At 69.0% G+C, this 18,240-nt stretch carries 3 protein-coding genes (1 of these 3 running past the window's edge); all 3 read left to right on the forward strand.

Annotation, left to right across the window (positions count from 1 at the left end):
* Tightly spaced (each overlapping or abutting the next), the 3 genes in view from MNI96_RS15970 to MNI96_RS15980 form a layout consistent with a single transcriptional unit that may run on beyond the window.
* Entirely contained in the window at positions 1 to 1,650 is a 1,650-nt protein-coding gene (locus tag MNI96_RS15970; protein ID WP_249694759.1) for a cyclic peptide export ABC transporter, read from the forward strand.
* Positions 1,647 to 4,010: an ACP S-malonyltransferase gene (fabD, locus tag MNI96_RS15975; protein WP_249694760.1), complete on the forward strand. Its 2,364-nt coding sequence runs from the start codon at positions 1,647 to 1,649 to the stop codon at positions 4,008 to 4,010. The genes MNI96_RS15970 and fabD overlap by 4 nt, the downstream gene beginning before the upstream one ends.
* Positions 4,007 to 18,240 carry the 5' portion of an SDR family NAD(P)-dependent oxidoreductase gene (locus tag MNI96_RS15980; protein ID WP_249694762.1) on the forward strand. Its footprint extends 6,427 nt past the window's final position, so the window shows 14,234 of its 20,661 coding nt (coding positions 1–14,234); the start codon lies at positions 4,007 to 4,009; its stop codon lies off the right edge, out of view. The genes fabD and MNI96_RS15980 overlap by 4 nt, the downstream gene beginning before the upstream one ends.

Raw genomic sequence — 18,240 nt, forward strand, 5'->3', positions numbered from 1 at the left:
ATGGAACTCGTCGCCTTCATCCGCGCATCCGGCCGCCGCAGGCTCCAGCTGATGTTCGCCCTCAGCCTGCTGGCGGGAATCGCCAACGCCGCCCTGATCGTGGTGATCACCACCGTCGCGGAACGGGTGGCGCGGGCCGAGCATCCGGGCCTGATCGCCTGGGCGGCCTTCGGTGTGCCGTTCCTCGTCTATTATCTTGCCAACCAGTTCGCCCTGGTACGTGCGACGACGCTGATCGAGGACAGGCTGAACGAACTACGGCTGGAGCTGACGGAAAAGCTGCGTCAGTCGGAGCTGCTGACCGTGGACCGTATCGGCCGGGGCCGCCTCTACGGGCTGATCGCCAAGGAAACCAACCACCTGTCGGTGACTTTCCCGCTGATCATGGACGCGATCCAGCAGATGGTTCTGCTCGCCGTGGCGCTGCTCTATCTGCTCTATCTGTCGCCGCTCGCCTTCCTCTGTTTCCTGTTGGCGGTGGTCGGCGGTGTCTACGGCTACAAGGCGATCAACAACCGTTTCGGCCGCATCCTCGGCCTGGTCGAAAAGCTGCAGGCGCAGATGCTCGACGCGATTGCCGATATCATCCATGGCAGCAAGGAACTGCGCCTCAATGCCCAGCGCAGCGAGGCCGTCTCAAAGGCCTATCGCAAGCGCTCCAATGTGCTCGAGTTGATGCTGGTGCGCACCATCGACCATTGGGTGTCGCTGATCCTGCTCGGCAGCCTTGTCACCTTCGTGCTGCTCGGCGTCGTCGCCTTCGGCTTTCCCGCGCTCGTGTCCGGCCACACGGTGATCGTGTTCCAGCTGGTGCCGGTGCTGCTTGTCTGCCTGGGGACGCTGACGAAAACGGTCGCCCAGTCGCCGATGTTCATGCGTGCGGAGTTCGGCCTGCAATCGATCATGGCGGTGGAACGCGAGCTCGATGCCTCGAAAGGGATCTCGACGCACGAGGCGCGGCAGAACGCCCATGCCTTCCAGTCCTTCGAGACCATCGATTTCCGGGAGATCGGCTTCAGCTATCCGGCGGAGCAGGGGACGGGCTATCACGTCGGGCCGCTGTCGCTGACCCTGTCTCGGGGCGAGGTCGTCTTCCTGGTCGGAGGCAACGGCAGCGGCAAGTCGACGGCGCTGCGGATGATGTGCGGCCTCTATCCGCTGTCGAGCGGACGCATCGACGTGGACGGCCACGCGGTCGAGGGGCCGGCAATCGGCGGCTACCGCGAGCTGTTCTCGGCGATCTTCGTCGACTTCCACCTGTTCGACCGGCTCTACGGGCTGGAGCGCGTCGATCCGGACCGCGTCAACGCGCTGATCGACGAGATGGGGCTTGCCGGCAAGGTCCGTTTCACGGACGGCCGCTTTTCCCAACTGCACCTGTCGACCGGGCAGCGCAAGCGCCTGGCCCTGATCGCCGCGGTCCTGGAAGACCGGCCGGTCTACGTCTTCGACGAATGGTCGGCGGAGCAGGATGTTCATTTTCGCGAATATTTTTACGAGACGTTTATCCCGAAACTCAAAGCGGCAGGAAAACTTGTCATCGCGGCAACACACGATGAGCGATATTGGGGCGTGGCCGATAGGGTCATCAAGATGGATCTCGGTCAGATCGAATGGGTGAAGGACCAGGCCGGGTTGGAGGAGCAATGAAGGCCTTCATGTTTCCAGGGCAGGGCGCGCAGCGCGTTGGCATGGGCGAAGGCCTGTTCGAGGCCTTCCCGCAGTTCGTTGCCGAGGCCGACGCGGTCCTGGGATATTCGGTTGCGCAGCTGTGCCTGGAAGGGCCGATGGACCGGCTCACCCGGACCGAGTTCACCCAGCCAGCGCTTTATGTGGTCAACGCGCTGACCTATCTTCGCCATGTCCGCGAGAGCGGCGAGCGGCCGGACTATGTCCTCGGCCACAGCGTTTCCGAGTATGTCGCCCTGTTCGCCGCAGGAGCGGTCGACTTCGCCAGCGGCCTGTCGATGGTGGCACGGCGCGGCGCGCTGATGGGCGAGGCGAGCGGCGGGGGTATGGCCGCGGTCATCGGTCTCGATGCCGACGGCATTGCGGCGGTGATCGAGCGCAACGGCCTCAGGGACGTCTTTGCCGCCAATTACAACACGCCGCACCAGGTCGTCGTCTCCGGCAAACGGGAGGCGGTGGTCGCTGCCGAGCCGCTGTTCCGCGAGGCCGGCGCCAGCCACTATGTCGTTCTGCCGGTGAGTGGCGCCTTTCACACGCCCTATATGGAGGCCGCACGCACAGCGTTTGCCGAGCATCTTGCGGGCCTGACCTTCAACGCGCCCCAGATCCCGGTCATTTCCAACGTCACGGCACGACCGCACGAGGCTGGAACGCTGCGCGAGCGGATGATCGAGCAGATCACCGCACCGGTGCGCTGGGCCGAGAGCATCCGCTATCTGCTGGCCAAGGGGGTCACCTTCGCCGATGTCACCGAACTGGGGCCGGCCGGCAGTGCCGTCGTCAAGCCGATGGTGAAGCGCACGGAACTGGAGGCCGGGCCGCTTGATGCCGGCATGCTGGCGCGCGAGGAGGCGGAGGCGGCGGTTGCCGCAGCCAGGATCGCCGAACCGAAGCCTGAGGCCGTTCGCAAGGCGCGGGATGAGAGCGAGCCGCCCCGGGTCAACGGCCATGCGTCTTTCCGCTTTCGCCCGGAAAACCTGGGCTCGCGGGCCTTTTGCGAGGTATTCGGGCTCGAATACCCTTACGTCGCCGGCGCGATGTACCAGGGTATCGCCTCGGTCGCTCTGGTGGAGCGCATGGCCCGCGCCGGGTTGCTCGGTTTCTTCGGGGCGGGCGGCCTGCCGATGGCGGAGGTGGAGCGCGCGATCCTACGCCTGCGCGACGCGCTTCCCGAGGGTGCGCCCTACGGCGTCAACTTCATCGCCCATGTGAACCGTCCCTATCTGGAGGACGACCTCACCGATCTGCTGATCCGGCACGGCGTCGATATCATCGAGGCGTCCGCCTTCATGGAGGTGACGCCGGCGCTCGTGCGCTACCGCGCCGCCGGGCTCGAAGACCAAGGCGGTGGCCGGATCGCCGCGCGCAACCGCATCATCGCCAAGGTTTCCCGGCCCGATGTCGCCTCGCAGTTTCTGGCGCCCGCGCCCGAGCGGCTGCTCGGCAAGTTGCTCGCCAGCGGTGCAATCACCCCTGACGAGGCCAGCCTGCTGCGCCGGGTGCCGATGGCCGATGCCATCTGCGTCGAGGCGGATTCCGGCGGCCATACCGACCAGGGCATGCCCTTCGCGCTGATCCCGGCAGTGCTCAAGGTGCGGGACGAGGCTCAGGCGCGCTTTGCGAAATTCGGCCCGATCTTCGTCGGATCGGGCGGCGGCATCGGCACGCCGGAAGCGGCGGCTGCCGTCTTCATGCTGGGCGCCGACTTCATTGTCACCGGCTCCGTCAACCAGTGCACCGTCGAGGCCGGGACCAGCGATGCGGTCAAGGACCTGCTGGAAGGCATCAATGTCCACGACACGGCCTATGCGCCGTCGGGCGAGATGTTCGAGCTGGGCGCCAAGGTGCAGGTGCTGAAGAAGGGTCTGTTCTTCCCCGCCCGCGCCGAGAAGCTGGTCTCGCTCTACCGCCAGCACGAGAGCCTCGACGAGATCGACCCGAAGCTGCGCCAGCAGATCGAGGAGCGCTATTTCCGCCGCAGCTTCGACGAGGTGTTCCGCGATGTGGCGAAGAGCTATCCGGCAGCGGAGATCGAGCGCGCGGAGCGCTCGCCCCGCCACCGCATGGGCCTTGTCTTCCGCCGCTATTTCAAGGACACGACCACTTGGGCGCTCACCGGCGATCTCGACCACAAGGTCGACTTCCAGGTGCATTGCGGCCCCGCGCTCGGCGCGTTCAACCAGTGGGTCGAGGGCAGCGAACTCGCCTCCTGGCGCAACCGCCATGCGGACGCCATCGCGGCGCGGCTGCTGGAGGGAGCGGCCGACGTGCTCGGCCGCCGGCTCTCAGTGATGATCGGCGGAGGAGGCGGTAGCCGATGAGCCGTGAGGGGGGAAGGAAACCGGTCGCGATCATCGGCGTCGGGCTGCGGCTTCCGGGCGCGGACCGGCTGGCGACGTTCGGCGCGCATCTGGCCGCCGGCCGCTCGCTGATCTCGCAGGTGCCGGCGAACCGCTGGAATGCAGAGGAACTGCTGGGCGACCCGGCGCGGGGCAACCGGACCAGCAGCATCTGGGGCGGCTTCGTCGAGGATGCGGATTGCTTCGACGCCTCGTTCTTCGGCATCTCGCCGCGCGAGGCCGCCTGGATGGATCCGCAGCAGCGCTTCGCGCTGGAGATGGCCTGGCATGCGATCGAGGATGCGGGCTATCGCGCCTCCGATCTCGCCGGCACGCGGACGGGCGTCTACATGGGCGTCTGCCATTGGGACTATGCGGAGCTTCTGGAAAAGCACCTGCCGCATGTGGATGCCTATCTGCCGACCGGTATCGCCTTTTCGATCATTGCCAACCGGGTCTCGCATTTCCTCGACCTGCAGGGACCCAGCATCACCAACGACACGGCCTGCGCCGCGTCGATGACCTCCATTTATGAGGCAGTACGGGCGCTGCAGGGCGGCGAGTGCGACATGGCACTGGCCGGCGGCGTCAACCTGATCTGGTCGCCCAACCATTTTGTCGCCTTCTCCAAGGCCGGGATGCTGTCGAAGACGGGGCGCAGCAACGCCTTCGACGATGCGGCCGACGGCTACGTTCGGGGCGAGGGCGGTGCCGTGCTGCTGCTGAAGCCGCTGGGGCAGGCGCTGGCAGACGGCGATCCGATCCATGCGGTCATTCGCGGCATAGGCGTCAATCACGGCGGGCGGACGAACTCGCTCACCGTCACCAATCCGCGCGCGCAGGCGGCGCTGATCAAGGCCGTGCACCGCGAGGCGGGCGTTGCGCCGGACAGCGTTTCCTACGTGGAGGCGCACGGCCCGGGCACGCCGCTGGGCGACCCGATCGAGATTTCCGGCCTGAAGGAGGCGTTCGCCGACCTGCACGCCGAGGCGGGCACCGCCCCGCGCGAGGCAAGCTGCGGCATCGGCTCCGTCAAGACCAATATCGGCCATCTGGAAGGCGCGGCGGGCGTCGCCGGCATCGTCAAGGTGCTGGTCGCGCTGGCCCGAGAGGAACTGCCGGGCAATGTCGGCTTCACGGCGCAGAACCGGCTGGTCGACCTGGCCGGCACGCCGTTCCGCATCCAGAAGGAGGCAAGCCCTTGGCCGCGCACCGAGGGCGCGCCTCGGCGTGCCTGTGTCAGTTCCTTCGGCTTCGGCGGCAGCAACGCGCATGTCTTGATCGAGGAAGCGCCCGAAGCGGCGGCCGCTCCGCTTGCCAGCGAGGCAGAGGTGCACCTGCTGCCGCTGTCGGCGACGGATGAGGAGCGCTTGCAGGCGCTTCTGGGTGAGCTGCTGGCGGCCGTCGAGGCGCCGGAGGCTCCCGCTCTTGCCGACCTTGCCCATACGCTGCGGATCGGGCGGGCACCGCTCGAGGCCCGGACCGCGTTCCTCGTCCGCGACCGTCAGCAGCTCGCAGATGCCCTTCGTGCCCGTCTCGGCGGGAGCGATCATCCGGCCGTGGTGGACGCGTCGGCAGAGGCAACCGGCGAGCCGCTGCATGATCTCGCCTTGCGCTTTGTGTCGGGAGAGGATGTCGACTGGCTGTCCGCCGGACTGCCGAAGGGCAGGCGGGTACGCGCGCCGCTCTACCCGTTCGCGCGCGAGCGGCACTGGATGGACGAGTCGCTCGGCGTGAAGGACGACCGGCCGGTGCCGCATCCGATCATCCACCGGAACATCTCCGGCTTCGCCGGTCCGGTCTTCAAAAGCTCCTTGCGCGGGCCGGAGCTCTTCTGGGCCGATCACAAGGTGCGCGGGCGCCAGATCCTGCCGGGCGTCGCGGCGTTGGAGATGGCCCGCGCCGCCGCCGATCTCGCCGGAGCGGAACTCGGCGGCACCTTCGCGCTGGAGGATGTGGTCTGGTCGCGGCCGATTGCGGCGCGCGAGACGCCGGTGACGGTCGAGACGCATCTGACGCGGCAGGCGGATCGTTGCATCGGCTTTACGATCCGCGCCGCAGAAGGCGAGGGGCATAACGTGCGCGGCACGATTTCGCCGATGGTGGAGGCTACCCCGTCCGAGCCCGTGCTGGCGGAGCTTCAGAGCGAGCTGCGCGAGGATGTGCCAGTCGCCCTTTGCTATGAGCGCCTGCGGGCAAGCGGTGTGGATCACGGTCCCGCGTTCCGGGCGCTGGCACGGGTTACCCGAGGCGGGGGCCGCGTTCTTGCGCAGCTGAAGCTGCCGCGGCGGCTGCATCCGACGCTCGCCGCCCTGCCGCTGCATCCGGTGATGCTGGATGCCGCGATCCAGGCCTGGATCGCGCTGGACGATGCGCCGCCGAGCGGCGCGGCCGTGCCGTTCGCCTGTCGCCGGGTGGTGGTGCACGGGGCCTGCGAGCCGGTTATGTGGGCGCTTGTCGCCGAGCGCGGAACGCCAAGTGCGACCGCCGCCGTGCGCCATCTCGATATCCATATGCTGGACCGCGACGGCAATCCGCGGGTGAGTTTCGAGGACTTGGCGCTGCGGATCGTTGCCGCTGGCGAGGCAATGGCGGAGGGGCCTGCGACGACCGAGACCGCCGACGACCTGCCCCTGGTGCTGGCCGAAAGCCGCTGGCGGCCCGCGCCGGCCGGCACCGGCCGGGCTGGCGAGCGGGATGTCTCGGTGCTGCTTGCGGGCTTCGAGGAGGCGAACTTCGCCAGAAACCTGTCGGAGGCCAGCGGGCAGAGCGTGAGCGTGCTCGCCGGCGTTCCGGACGCCGATGATCCGGCGGCGGCCGCCATCGGTCTCTTCAAGGCCCTGCACGCGCGGATCGTCGAGACGATGCGCGACAAGCCGCGCCGCCCGCGGCATTTCCTTGTGCTGGCACCGGAGAGCCTGCCCCAGTCGGTCACGGCTCCGCTGGCCACGCTCCTGCGCACGGCCGCGACCGAGAACCCGAAGATCTCGGGCGCGCTGGTGCGGATCGAAGGCCCGGCGGATGCCGGACGGCTCACCGGGATCCTGCGGCAGGAGGCGCTGGCCGCCGACACCTTCACCGAACTGCGGTACCGCGCCGACGGCACGCGCGAAGCGCTGCGCATCGATCCGGTGGACCTCTCCGCTTCGCCGCAAGAGATGCGGTGTGAGCCGGCGGGCGTCTACTGGATCACCGGCGGCGCCGGCGGTCTCGGGCTGATTCTCGCCGGCTGGCTGGCCGAGCGGGGCGCACGCAACATCGTCCTCAGCGGACGCAGCGCGCAGGACGACAGCCGTTTCGAGGCGCTGCGGCAAAGCGGTGCGACTGTCACTTATGCCGTGTGCGACATGGGGGATGCGGCGGCGGTCGAGCACCTGGCGCAGCGGATCGCCGGCGAGATCGGCCCGCTCAGGGGCGTCATCCATGCGGCGGGGCTGCTCGACGACGGCTATATCCTGACGCAGGCGGGGCGGGATTTCGCGCCCGTTTTCGCGCCGAAGCTCGCCGGCACGCTCAATCTCGACCGGGCGACGCGGGATGCGCCGCTCGACTTCCTAGTGCTGTTTTCCTCCGTCGCGGCCCGGTTCGGCAATGCCGGACAGGCGGCCTATGCCGGCGCCAACGGCTTCCTCGACGGCTTTGCCACTGAGCGTGCGGCGATGGTCGGGCGGGGCGAGCGGCACGGGCGGACGCTTGCCGTTGCCTGGCCGCTCTGGGCCGAGGGCGGCATGAGCGTCGACATGCCGACGCTGGAGGCGATGGAGCGCCGCTTCGGCATGGTGCCGCTCCCGAGCGAGGCCGGCCTTGCGGCTCTGGAGCGGCTGCTTGTCGCCGGGCAGGCGCCTTGCGCCACCGTGCTTTACGGCGATACGGCGCGGATTGGGGCGTTCCTCGCCGAGCGCGAGGGTGCGGTGGAAAGGCAAGACGCACCGGCCCCCTCGGGCGCACCGCAGGCAGCCGGCGACGATGCGGCTCTCGCCCGACAGGGCGCGCTCTTCGTCCGCGATATCCTGGCCGATGTCCTGGAACTCGATCCCGCACGCATCCGCCTCAACCGCAAGCTCGAGGAATACGGCCTCGACTCCATCTCCATCGTCGAGACGACGAACCGTCTGGAGGAACGTCTGGGCTCGCTGTCGAAGACGCTGTTCTTCGAATATGTCGACCTGGAGGGGGTGGCCGGCCATCTGGTCGAGAACCACCGCGACGCCCTTGCCGCAGCCCTTGCCGAGGAAGGGCTGGGTGAGGCTGCACCGGCCGAGCCGCTGGCGCCGGCTCCCTCCACCGTTGCCGCGATGCCGGCGCGTACTCAAGCGGGACCGAGCGTCTCGCAGCCGGAGAGCGGGACCGATGCTCACGCCATCGCCATCGTCGGCCTGTCGCTGCATGTCTCCGGCGCGGCGACGCAGGACGAGTTCTGGGAGATGCTGGCCGGTGGCATCCACGGTTTCCGGCCCTATCCTCAGGAGCGCTGGGACCATGCGGCCCTGCGGCATCCCGAGCGCGATGTTCTCGGCAAGACCGTGGTCCGCACGGGCTGCTTCCTCGACGATATCGACCGGTTCGATCCGCGCTATTTCCGCATTTCCCAGACGGAAGCGGAGCTGATGTCGCCCGAGGTGCGCCTGTTCCTGCAGGCGAGCGTCGAGGCGTTCGAGAATGCCGGCTACTCGCGCGAGACGCTGCAGCGGCGCCATGGCGGCGAGGTTGCGGTCATCGTCGGGTCGATGACCAACGAGTACGACCTCTACGGCTTTCAGAACATGCTGATGCGCGGCTCGCCCGCCAGCGGCAGCTATACCGGCACCGTGCCCAATATGGTGTCCTACTATTACGGCTTCACCGGCCCGTCCTATTTCCTCGACACCATGTGCTCGGCCGCCTCCACCTGTGTGCACGAGGCGGTGCACATGCTCCGCTCGAGGCGCTGCGAGATGGCGCTGGCCGGAGGCGTCAGCCTGCTGCTGCATCCGCAAAAGCTCATCGCCACCTCGCAGGAGCACTTCACCACCAAGTCGGCCGATGTGATCCGTGGCTACGGCGTCGGCGCGGAGGGAACCATCCTCGGCGAGGGCGTCGGTGCGCTGGTGCTGAAGCGGCTCTGCGATGCGGAGCGCGACGGCGACCATATCCACGGCGTCATCATCGGCACCGGCATCAGCAATGCCGGCGTGCGCAACGGCTTCACGGTGCCCAATCCGCACCAGCAGGCGGTCGCAATCGAGCGGGCGCTGGACGATGCCGGCATCACCGCCGATACGGTGAGCTATATCGAGGGGCACGGATCGGGTACGGCGCTCGGCGATCCCATCGAGGTGAAGGCCCTGACGCAGGCCTTCCGCAAGCACACCGATGCGGTCGGCGCCTGTCCCATCGGTACCGTGAAGAGCAATGTCGGCCATCTGCTCGGCGCCTCCGGACTTGCCGGCATCGCCAAGGTGGTGGTTCAACTGGGCAAGGGCATGCTGGCGCCCTCGCTGCATGCCGAGACGCTGAACCCGGACATTCCGTTCGCGTCCTCGCCGTTCCGCGTCCAGCGGGAGCTTGCGCCCTGGCAACGCCCGCTCGGGCGCGACGGGCGGGAGCTGCCGCGACGTGCCGGCGTGACCTCCATCGGCGCGGGCGGCATGAACTCGCATATCCTGATCGAGGAATACAGGCCGCGCCCCAGATCGAGCGGGCAGGCCGGACCGGAATTGCTGGTGTTCTCGGCGATGAACCAGGAACGCCTCGTGGCGCTGGTCCGCCGGCATCTTGCCTGGATGGAGCAGCATCCGGATGCGGATCTCTCCGACATTGCCTTCACGTTGCAGGTCGGGCGGACCGAGCTGCCGTGCCGGTTGGCCTTGACGGCGAGCGATCTGGCCGACGCGCGCCGACGCCTTGCGGATTTCGCTGCTGCGCCCGGTGCGCAGGGGGCCTGGCACCATGTCCGCTCGATCCTCGATGTCGATCCGCCGGAGGACATGGAGCAACTGGCGGCTGCCGTCGCCGCACGTGACCTCGATCAGGTCGCCCGCGACTGGACGCATGGCGCTTCCATCGACTGGTTCGCTCTTTGGTGGGACCGGGAGCCGCGCCGCGTGCCGCTGCCGACCTACCCGTTCGAAAAGGTCCGCTGCTGGTATCCCGAGCAGCCGGACGCGCCCTCGGTGGTCAATCCGCTGGGATCGCGGCTGAAGCTGCATCCCTTCGTCGGGCGCAATGTCTCGACGCTGTCCGGCCTGCGCTACGAGACCGATATTCATCTCGGCGAGCTGCTGGACTATGTGCACACGCAGGGCCGCCGGCAGACGGTCCTGCCGATGGTGGCGGTGGAGACGGTCGCGGCCCTTGCGCGGATCGCCGGACTTGCCGGTCCCGTTTCGGTTGAGGGGCTACAGGTTCTCGGTCTGCCCGACTGGCCTGCAGTCAAAACTCTCGTCCTGACGCTGGAGCCGGCGGGCGACGGGTTCCAGGCTCGTGTTGTCGCGTGCGATAGAGAGGCGACTGAGACGCCCTGGCTGCAGGGGCGGGTTGCAACCGGCGCGGCGTGCGATGGGCAGGTCGATCTCGACGCCCTGAAGGCTGCCAGCACCGAGGTGCTGGATCACGCGCGGATCTATGGCGACCTTGCCCGCAATGGCCTCGGTTTCGGTCCCTATCTGGAGGGGATCGCGCGCGCCTTCCGTCTTGCCGGTGGCGGCCTGCTCTGCGAGCTGCGCGAGGACGCGCCGCAGCAGGACTGGTTCCGCAGGAACCTGGCCCTTCCCTCGACTGCTCTCGGTGCGGCCTGGCAGGCACTGCAGCTGCTGACCGGCGGCGGCGAGGCGCTGGTGCTGGCGGGCATCAGTCGCACACAGCTTGCGGGCGGCGATGTCGCTGCCGTGCTCTGCCAACCGGGCCGCGACAGGGTGTTCGACTTTTCATTCCTGGATGCGACGGGAGGCATGGTCGCGCGCTGCGAGGGCGTCGCGACCGTCCCTCTGGCTGAATTTGCTGCAGCACCGTCCACCCCGGCACCCCAGCCGGCAAAGTCCCTCGCACAGGGCAGCGGCGAGACGGCGGACCGGGTGGCGCAGGAGCTTCGCCGGATCGCCGCCGGGATCCTGAAGTTCAACCCGGATGATGTCGGGCTGCGCGAGCCCTTCCACGATCTCGGCTTCGATTCCATCTCGCTGACGCGCTATGCCGGCGAGATCGGCACCGACTTCGGGATAGAACTCTCCCCGGCGATCTTCTTCGAATGCGAGCACGTCGAGGCCTTGGCCGAGCATCTCGTGCGCCGGCATGGGATCGCACCGCCGGTCGAGACTGCTCCTGCACAGCCCGTCCGCGCCGCGCCCTTGGCTGCAGCCCCGGTCCAGACCGTCTCGCAACCGGCGGCGAGGTCGACGGAGCAGGGGACAGACAGCTGTGTCGCGATTGTCGGCATGGCCGGTCGCTTCCCCTGCAGCCCGGATGTCGACAGCTTCTTCGACAACCTGCTGGCCGGGCGTGACCTGACGGGTGACCTGCCGCTCGAGCGGTATGGCGAGGCCTATCGCGACCGCGTCTTGGCGGCGTCCTTCCCTCGGCGAGGTGGGTTCCTGTCCGATATCGACCGCTTCGACGCCGCTGCGTTCCGCATCTCGCCGGCAGAGGCCGAGCGGATGGACCCGCAGCAGCGGCTGCTGCTGGAGACCGCCTGGCATGCGGTGGAAAACGCCGGCATCGAACCGTCCGACCTGCCGAAATCGACGGGCGTCTTCGTCGGTGTGACCAGTCTCGACTATGCGGCGCTGCTGGCGGCTCACGGGGTTGCGGCGGATGGCTATGTCGCGACCGGAAACTCGCTCGCCATGGTCGCCAACCGCGTGTCCCATGCCTTCGACCTGTCCGGCCCGAGCGAGGCCATCGACACGGCCTGCTCCAGCTCGCTGGTCGCCCTGCTGCGCGCCGCACAGGCGCTGAAGGACGGGCGCTGCGAGGCGGCGCTCGTCGGCGGCGTCAATCTCTGTCTGGCGGCCGAAGGCTTCGAAGGACCGCACAATGCGGGCATGCTGTCGCCGGACGGACGCTGCAAGAGCTTCGGCGCCGGTGCGGACGGCTATGCCCGCGGCGAGGGCGTCGCGGTCCTCATGCTCAAGCGGCTGAAGGATGCCGAGCGTGACGGCGACCACATTCTCGGCACGATCATCGGCGGCGCGCAGAACCATGGCGGCCGCGCCGGTGCCCTGACTGCGCCCAATGCGAAGGCGCAGGCGGCGCTGGTCGAGGAGGCGCTGGCCGGCATCGACCCGGCAACCATCGGCTATATCGAGACGCATGGGACCGGCACCCATCTCGGCGATCCGGTCGAGGTCAACGGCCTAAAGCGGGCCTTCGCCGCCCTGACTGGGCACGAAAGCGTCGCGGAGCCGTATGTCGGCCTCGGTACGGTCAAGTCGTCCATCGGTCATCTGGAAGCGGCGGCGGGGCTTGCCGGTGTCGTCAAGGTGCTGATGGCGATGCAGCGGGGCGAGCTGCCGCCGACGCTGCATTGCGACGAGGCCAATCCGCATGTGGAACTGGCCGGCAGCCCGTTCCGTCTGGTGCGCAGCCGCGAGGCCTGGCCTCGGGCCTTCGACGCGACCGGCGCTCCTTTGCCGCGCCGGGCTGGCATCAGCAGCTTCGGCTTCGGCGGTACCAATGCTCATGTGGTGCTTCAGGACCACGTGGGAGATGGTCCGCCGAAGCGCCGGCCTTTGCCGCCGCGCCGCTTCGCCGCCACGCGTTACTGGATTCCCGGCGTCGTGCCCGTGACCGAGACGCTGACCTTCGTGCCGGAATGGCGGGAGCAGGAAGCTCCGGTCGGCGTCTTCCAGGGCCGGCGCATCGTCGTTGCCTGTGGGATCGATGTCGAGGCGCGTCCCGGATGCGAACTCGTCACGCTTGCCTCCAGCAGGGGCGGTCCCGGCACGCGCTATGCCCAGGCTGCCGCGCATCTGTTGGGCCTGCTGCGCGACCTCGCGAGGGAGCCGGGCGAGGGCAGGGTGCTGGTGCAGCTGGCGCTTTCGCCGGCGCGCGAGGGAGCCCTGCTTGCGGGCCTCGGCGCAATGCTGGACACCGCTGCCATTGAGGATCCGCGCATTCTCGGACAGGTGGTCGAGCTTTCCGAGGGTCTTGCGCCCGATCATGCCGCCCGCTTGCTGGCCTCCGAGGTCGGGGCGCCGGCGGGCGAGCGCATTCGTCATGCGAACGGCCGGCGGTTCGTGCGCGGCTGGCGGGAGGCCCCGGCAGCGGCGAAGCCGTTCGCCTGGCGACCGCGCGGCGTGGCGCTGGTCACCGGCGGCATGGGGCGGCTTGGCCGGCTGGTCGCGCGCGATATCGCAGAAACGGCGAAGGGGTCGGTTCTGGTGCTGACCGGCTCCCGGCCGCTCGACGCGGAACGCGAGGCGTTCCTTGGTGAACTGAGGGCGCTGGGCGCGGTCGGCGGCTACCGGCAGGTGGACATGGGCGATGCTGACGCGGTCGCAGACCTCGTGTCCCATGTGATCGAGGTGCATGGCAGGCTCGACACGGTGGTGCACTGCGCCGGTACGCTCCGCGACGGGCATCTGGCCTGGAAGCGGGATGCGGACCTTGCCGAGGTTCTCGCGCCGAAGGTGACCGGCACGCTCGCCCTGCGCGAGGCATGCAGCAGGCTGGATCTCGACGCCTTCGTGCTGTTTTCCTCGCTGGCCGGGTCGTTCGGCAATGCCGGGCAGGCGGATTATGCCGCCGCCAATGGGTTCCTCGACGCCCTAGCCGGGCAGTCGGGCGGCCGGATCGCCTCCATCGGCTGGCCGCTGTGGCGTGACGGCGGCATGGAGGCCGGCGGCGAGGTGCAGGCGGCGCTGTTCGAGCGCATGGGCCAGCGGCCGCTGGAGACGGAGGCGGGCCTTTCCGCGTTGCACGCCATTCTCGGCGCCGGCCATGCGCAGGCCGCTGTGATTGCCGGCGATGCGGCGCGCGCTCGCCGCTTCTTCGTGCAACGGGACGCTTCCGAAGCCCTGCCGGTTGAGCCTCGGGCCGTGACGGGCGGCGGCGCCGTGTCCTCGCAGCTTGTCTCACGCACGATCGCCCGGCTCGGCGAGCTGTTCGGGAAGATCAGCGGCCATCCGGTTGGCCGCATCGATCCGCAGGCGCCGCTGGAGGACTACGGCATCGACTCTCTTGTGATCACCCGGCTCAACAGCGATTTGGGGGGGATCTTCGAGGCGCTACCGAAAACCCTGTTTTTCCAGTATCGCACGCTTGCCGCGATTGCGGGTTGGCTCGCGGAGCGCCAGCCGGAAGCCTGCCGCCGCTGGACCGGTGTCACGGATGCTGCCGAGCCTGTACCCGCTATCGCACCGCCGGCAAAGGCAGTTGCCCCCTCGCGCGGTGCGCCGATGGAACGCAGCGAGCCGATTGCCGTCATCGGCCTTGCCGGTCGCTATCCCGGCGCCGAGACGCTGGACGCGTTCTGGGAGAACCTTCGGGACGGCCGCGATATGGTCGGCGAAATCCCGGCCGAGCGCTGGAGCCTTGAGGGCTTTTTCGAGCCGGATGTCGACGAGGCCGTCGCCTCGCAGCGCAGCTATTCGCGCTGGGGCGCGTTCCTAGAGGACTTCGCCGGGTTCGACCCGCTGTTCTTCCGCATTTCGCCGAGGGACGCGGCGGCGATGGACCCGCAGGAGCGCCTGTTCCTGATGTGCGCCTGGGCGGCCTGCGAGGATGCCGGCTACACCCGCGCGCGGCTGAAGGCTGTGGCCGGCGGCCGCGAGGGTGCCGATGTCGGCGTCTTCGCCGGGGTGACCAAGACCGGCTACGCGCTGTACGGCCCGTTCCGGGGCGAGGGCGGAGCAATGGTGCGCCCGGCCACGTCCTTCGCCAGCGTCGCCAACAGGGTCTCGCATGCGCTCGATCTCGCCGGGCCGAGCCTGCCGGTCGACACGATGTGCTCCTCGTCGCTGACGGCGATCCACGAGGCTTGCGAGCAGCTACGGGCCGGTCATTGCTCCATGGCACTGGCCGGCGGCGTCAATCTCTACCTGCACCCCTCGAACTATGTCGAACTCTGCGCCTCGCACATGTTGAGCCCGAGCGGACGCTGCCACAGTTTCGGCGCAGTGGCCGACGGCTTCGTGCCCGGCGAGGGCGTAGGCTGCGTGTTGCTGAAGCCGTTGTCGCGCGCGCTGGCCGATGGCGACCGTATCCATGCGCTGATCCGGGGAAGCGCGATCAACCACGGCGGGCGCGCGAACGGCTACACGGTGCCGAGCCCGGCGGCGCAGCGCGACGTGGTGCGCGCCGCGCTCGACCGTGCCGGCCTGTCGGCGCGCGATGTGAGCTATGTCGAGGCGCACGGCACCGGCACGGTGCTCGGCGATCCCATCGAGGTCGACGGGCTGACCCAGGCTTTCGCGCCGGATACGGCCGAGACGGGCTTCTGCGCGCTGGGGTCGGTGAAGTCCGCCATCGGGCACCTCGAGGCGGCCGCCGGCATCGCCGGGTTGACCAAGGTGATCCTGCAGATGCGCCACGGGATGCTGGCGCCGACGCTGCATGCGGAGACGCCGAACCCCAATCTCGACCTTGCCGCAACGCCCTTCTCGCTCCAGAGGCAGGCGGCGGAGTGGCGGGTGGACGGCCCGCGCATTGCCGGCATCTCCTCCTTCGGGGCTGGCGGCGCCAACGCGCATGTGATCGTCGAGGAATGGCGGGGCGAGCCTGCAAGCGCCGCGCCCGCACCCGCGCCGCAGGCCATCGTCCTGTCGGCGCGCACGCCGGAGCAGTTGCGCTCCCAGGCGGAGAACCTTTTGGCGGCGCTGCGCTCCGGTGCCGCGACGGGCGCGCCTGCCGCGCCGCAGACAGTTGCGGCCGGCATCGCGAACGATCTTGCCGCCGTGCTCGGCGTCGAGGTGGCAGATATCGATCCGGGCGAGAGCTTCGACGCGTTGGGGCTGGAGGGGCCGGAGCTGCTGGCGCTGCGGCGCCGGCTTGAGGAGCACTTTTCCGCCGCCCGGCTGCCGTCGCTCGACCGGTTCGCCAGCATCGAGACGCTGGCCGAGACTTTGGCGGGCCAGGGGCTCCCGGCGGAGAGCAGGACAGCCCTCCCGCTGGACGCGGTCGCCTACACGCTGCAGGTCGGGCGCGAGGCCTTCGCCCATCGCCTCGGCATCGAGGCGGCGAGCATCGACGAACTGGCCGCGCGACTGGACGACTGGCTGAAGGGCAAGGCGGGCGCCGGCATCCATACAGGAGAGGCGAAGGGCGTCGACGGATTGCTGGCGACCCTGCGCGGCGACGGCGTGTTGCAGGAACTCGCGGAGCGCGCCTGGCAGGAAGGCCGGCTCGACAAGCTGCTGGCCCTTTGGGTCGAGGGCATCGATATAGACTGGGCGCGCCTGCCGCGCAGCACTCGTCCGGCCGTCGTGTCGCTGCCGACCTATCCTTTCGCGCGGGACCGCTATTGGCTGCCGCAGACCGAAGCGCCGGCGGGCGGAGAGCTGGAACGGGCGATCACCGCAGCGCAGGGCGACGAGCGGCTGGAGGCCGAGCAGGACCGGCTCGACCGGCTTGTCGCCTCGGTGCTGGCGGCGCAGCTAGCCCGGGTGCCGGAGGGAGCTGTCACGCAGGATCTCCGCCGCTGGTATCGCGCCGCGCGCGATCTGTTGGCGCGCGAAGGTGGGGAAGCCCTCTCCGAGGAAGACGCCTGGAGCCGCTGGCACACCAGCCGCGAGGCGGGCGGTCTTGCACCGCAGATGCGCCTTGCCGAAGCCTCGCTTGAGGCCCTGCCGGACATCCTGACGGGGGCACGCAAGGCAACCGACGTGCTGTTCCCGCAGGGCTCGCTGGAGCTGGTCGAGGCAGTCTACAAGCAGAACGCGGTTGCCGCTCGGTTCAGCGAGGCGCTCGCGCAGGCGGCTGCGAAGGTTGTCGGCGCAAGCCGACCGGAGCGCCCCTTGCGCATCCTGGAGATCGGCGCCGGGACGGGCGGGACCAGCGAGCCGGTCTTTGCAGCACTCGCGCCGCTCGCCGGCCGCATCACTGAGTATTGCTACACCGATGTGTCGCGCGCCTTTCTGATCCATGCCGAGCGCAGCTATGTGGGCCGAGTGCCGGGTCTGCGGACGGCGCTTCTGGATATCGAAAAGCCGCTCGCCGGGCAGGAGGTCGAGCCCGGGCGCTACGATCTCGTCATCGCCGCCAATGTCCTGCATGCGACGGCCGATATCGTGCGTACGCTGAAGACAGTGCGCGAAACCCTCGCGCCGGGCGGCGTGCTGCTGGTCAACGAGACGAGCAGGGCGACGCTCTTCACCCACGTGACCTTCGGCCTGCTGGAGGGCTGGTGGCGCTTTACCGACGGCGAGCGCCGTATTCCCGGTACGCCGTCGCTGGCGCCCGAAAGCTGGGCCTCGGCCCTGCGGGAGGCGGGCTTCGACTGGATCACCGGCTCCGGCGAGGCTGAACGACGCCTCGGCCAGCAGCTCTTTGCCGCGCGGGCGATCGGAGCCAGTGCGTCGGCTGCGGCGCCTGCGGAAAAGCCGGCTGCTGCCTCGGTGCCGGCATTCCGTCCCCAGGCGCCCGTCAGCGAGGCGAGCCACGACCTGCGCGGCCTCTTGCGCAGTATCGTCGCGACGACGCTGAATGTCGCGCCCGAGAGCATCGACGTGATGCGCAGCTTCGCGGACTACGGTCTCGACTCGATCCTCGGCGCGGAGTTCGCCCATCGCCTGCGCAAGGCGCTCGGCATCCCGTTCGACCAGACGCGCCTGTTCGATTTCGCCAGCGTCGGCCAGTTGGAAGCCTTCCTGCGCCGCGAGCATGGCGAGGCGCTGGCCGCACTGAACAGGACGGATGCCGCGTCTGCCATGCCGCTCGCCGCGCCGGCCCCTGTTCCGGCACGCTCGGCGGAAAGCGAAGCCGAGCCGATTGCCATCATCGGCGCCAGCGGACGTTTTGCCGGGTCGGAGACCGTCGAGGAGTTCTGGCGGCACCTGATGGCGGGAGACGATCTCGTCGGCCCCGTCACCCGCTTCGATCTTGCCCCGCATTACCGGGATGTGCCGGAGGGCGGCTACGGCCGGCACGGCAGCTTCATCGAGGGCGTCGACCGCTTCGATGCGGTGTTTTTCGGCATCTCAGGCCTTGAGGCGACCTGGATGGACCCGCAGCAGCGGCTGTTCCTGGAGGAGGCCTGGAAGACGCTGGAGCATGCCGGTCATGCGGGACCCGATATCGT

This window comes from Stappia sp. WLB 29 (assembly GCF_023507705.1).
Lineage (GTDB): Bacteria > Pseudomonadota > Alphaproteobacteria > Rhizobiales > Stappiaceae > Stappia.

Excerpts from the sequence above, each read along its gene's own strand:
- MNI96_RS15970 (WP_249694759.1), top strand. The coding sequence starts at position 1 with ATGGAACTCGTCGCCTTCATCCGCGCATCCGGCCGCCGCAGGCTCCAG.
- fabD (WP_249694760.1), top strand. The coding sequence starts at position 1,647 with ATGAAGGCCTTCATGTTTCCAGGGCAGGGCGCGCAGCGCGTTGGCATG.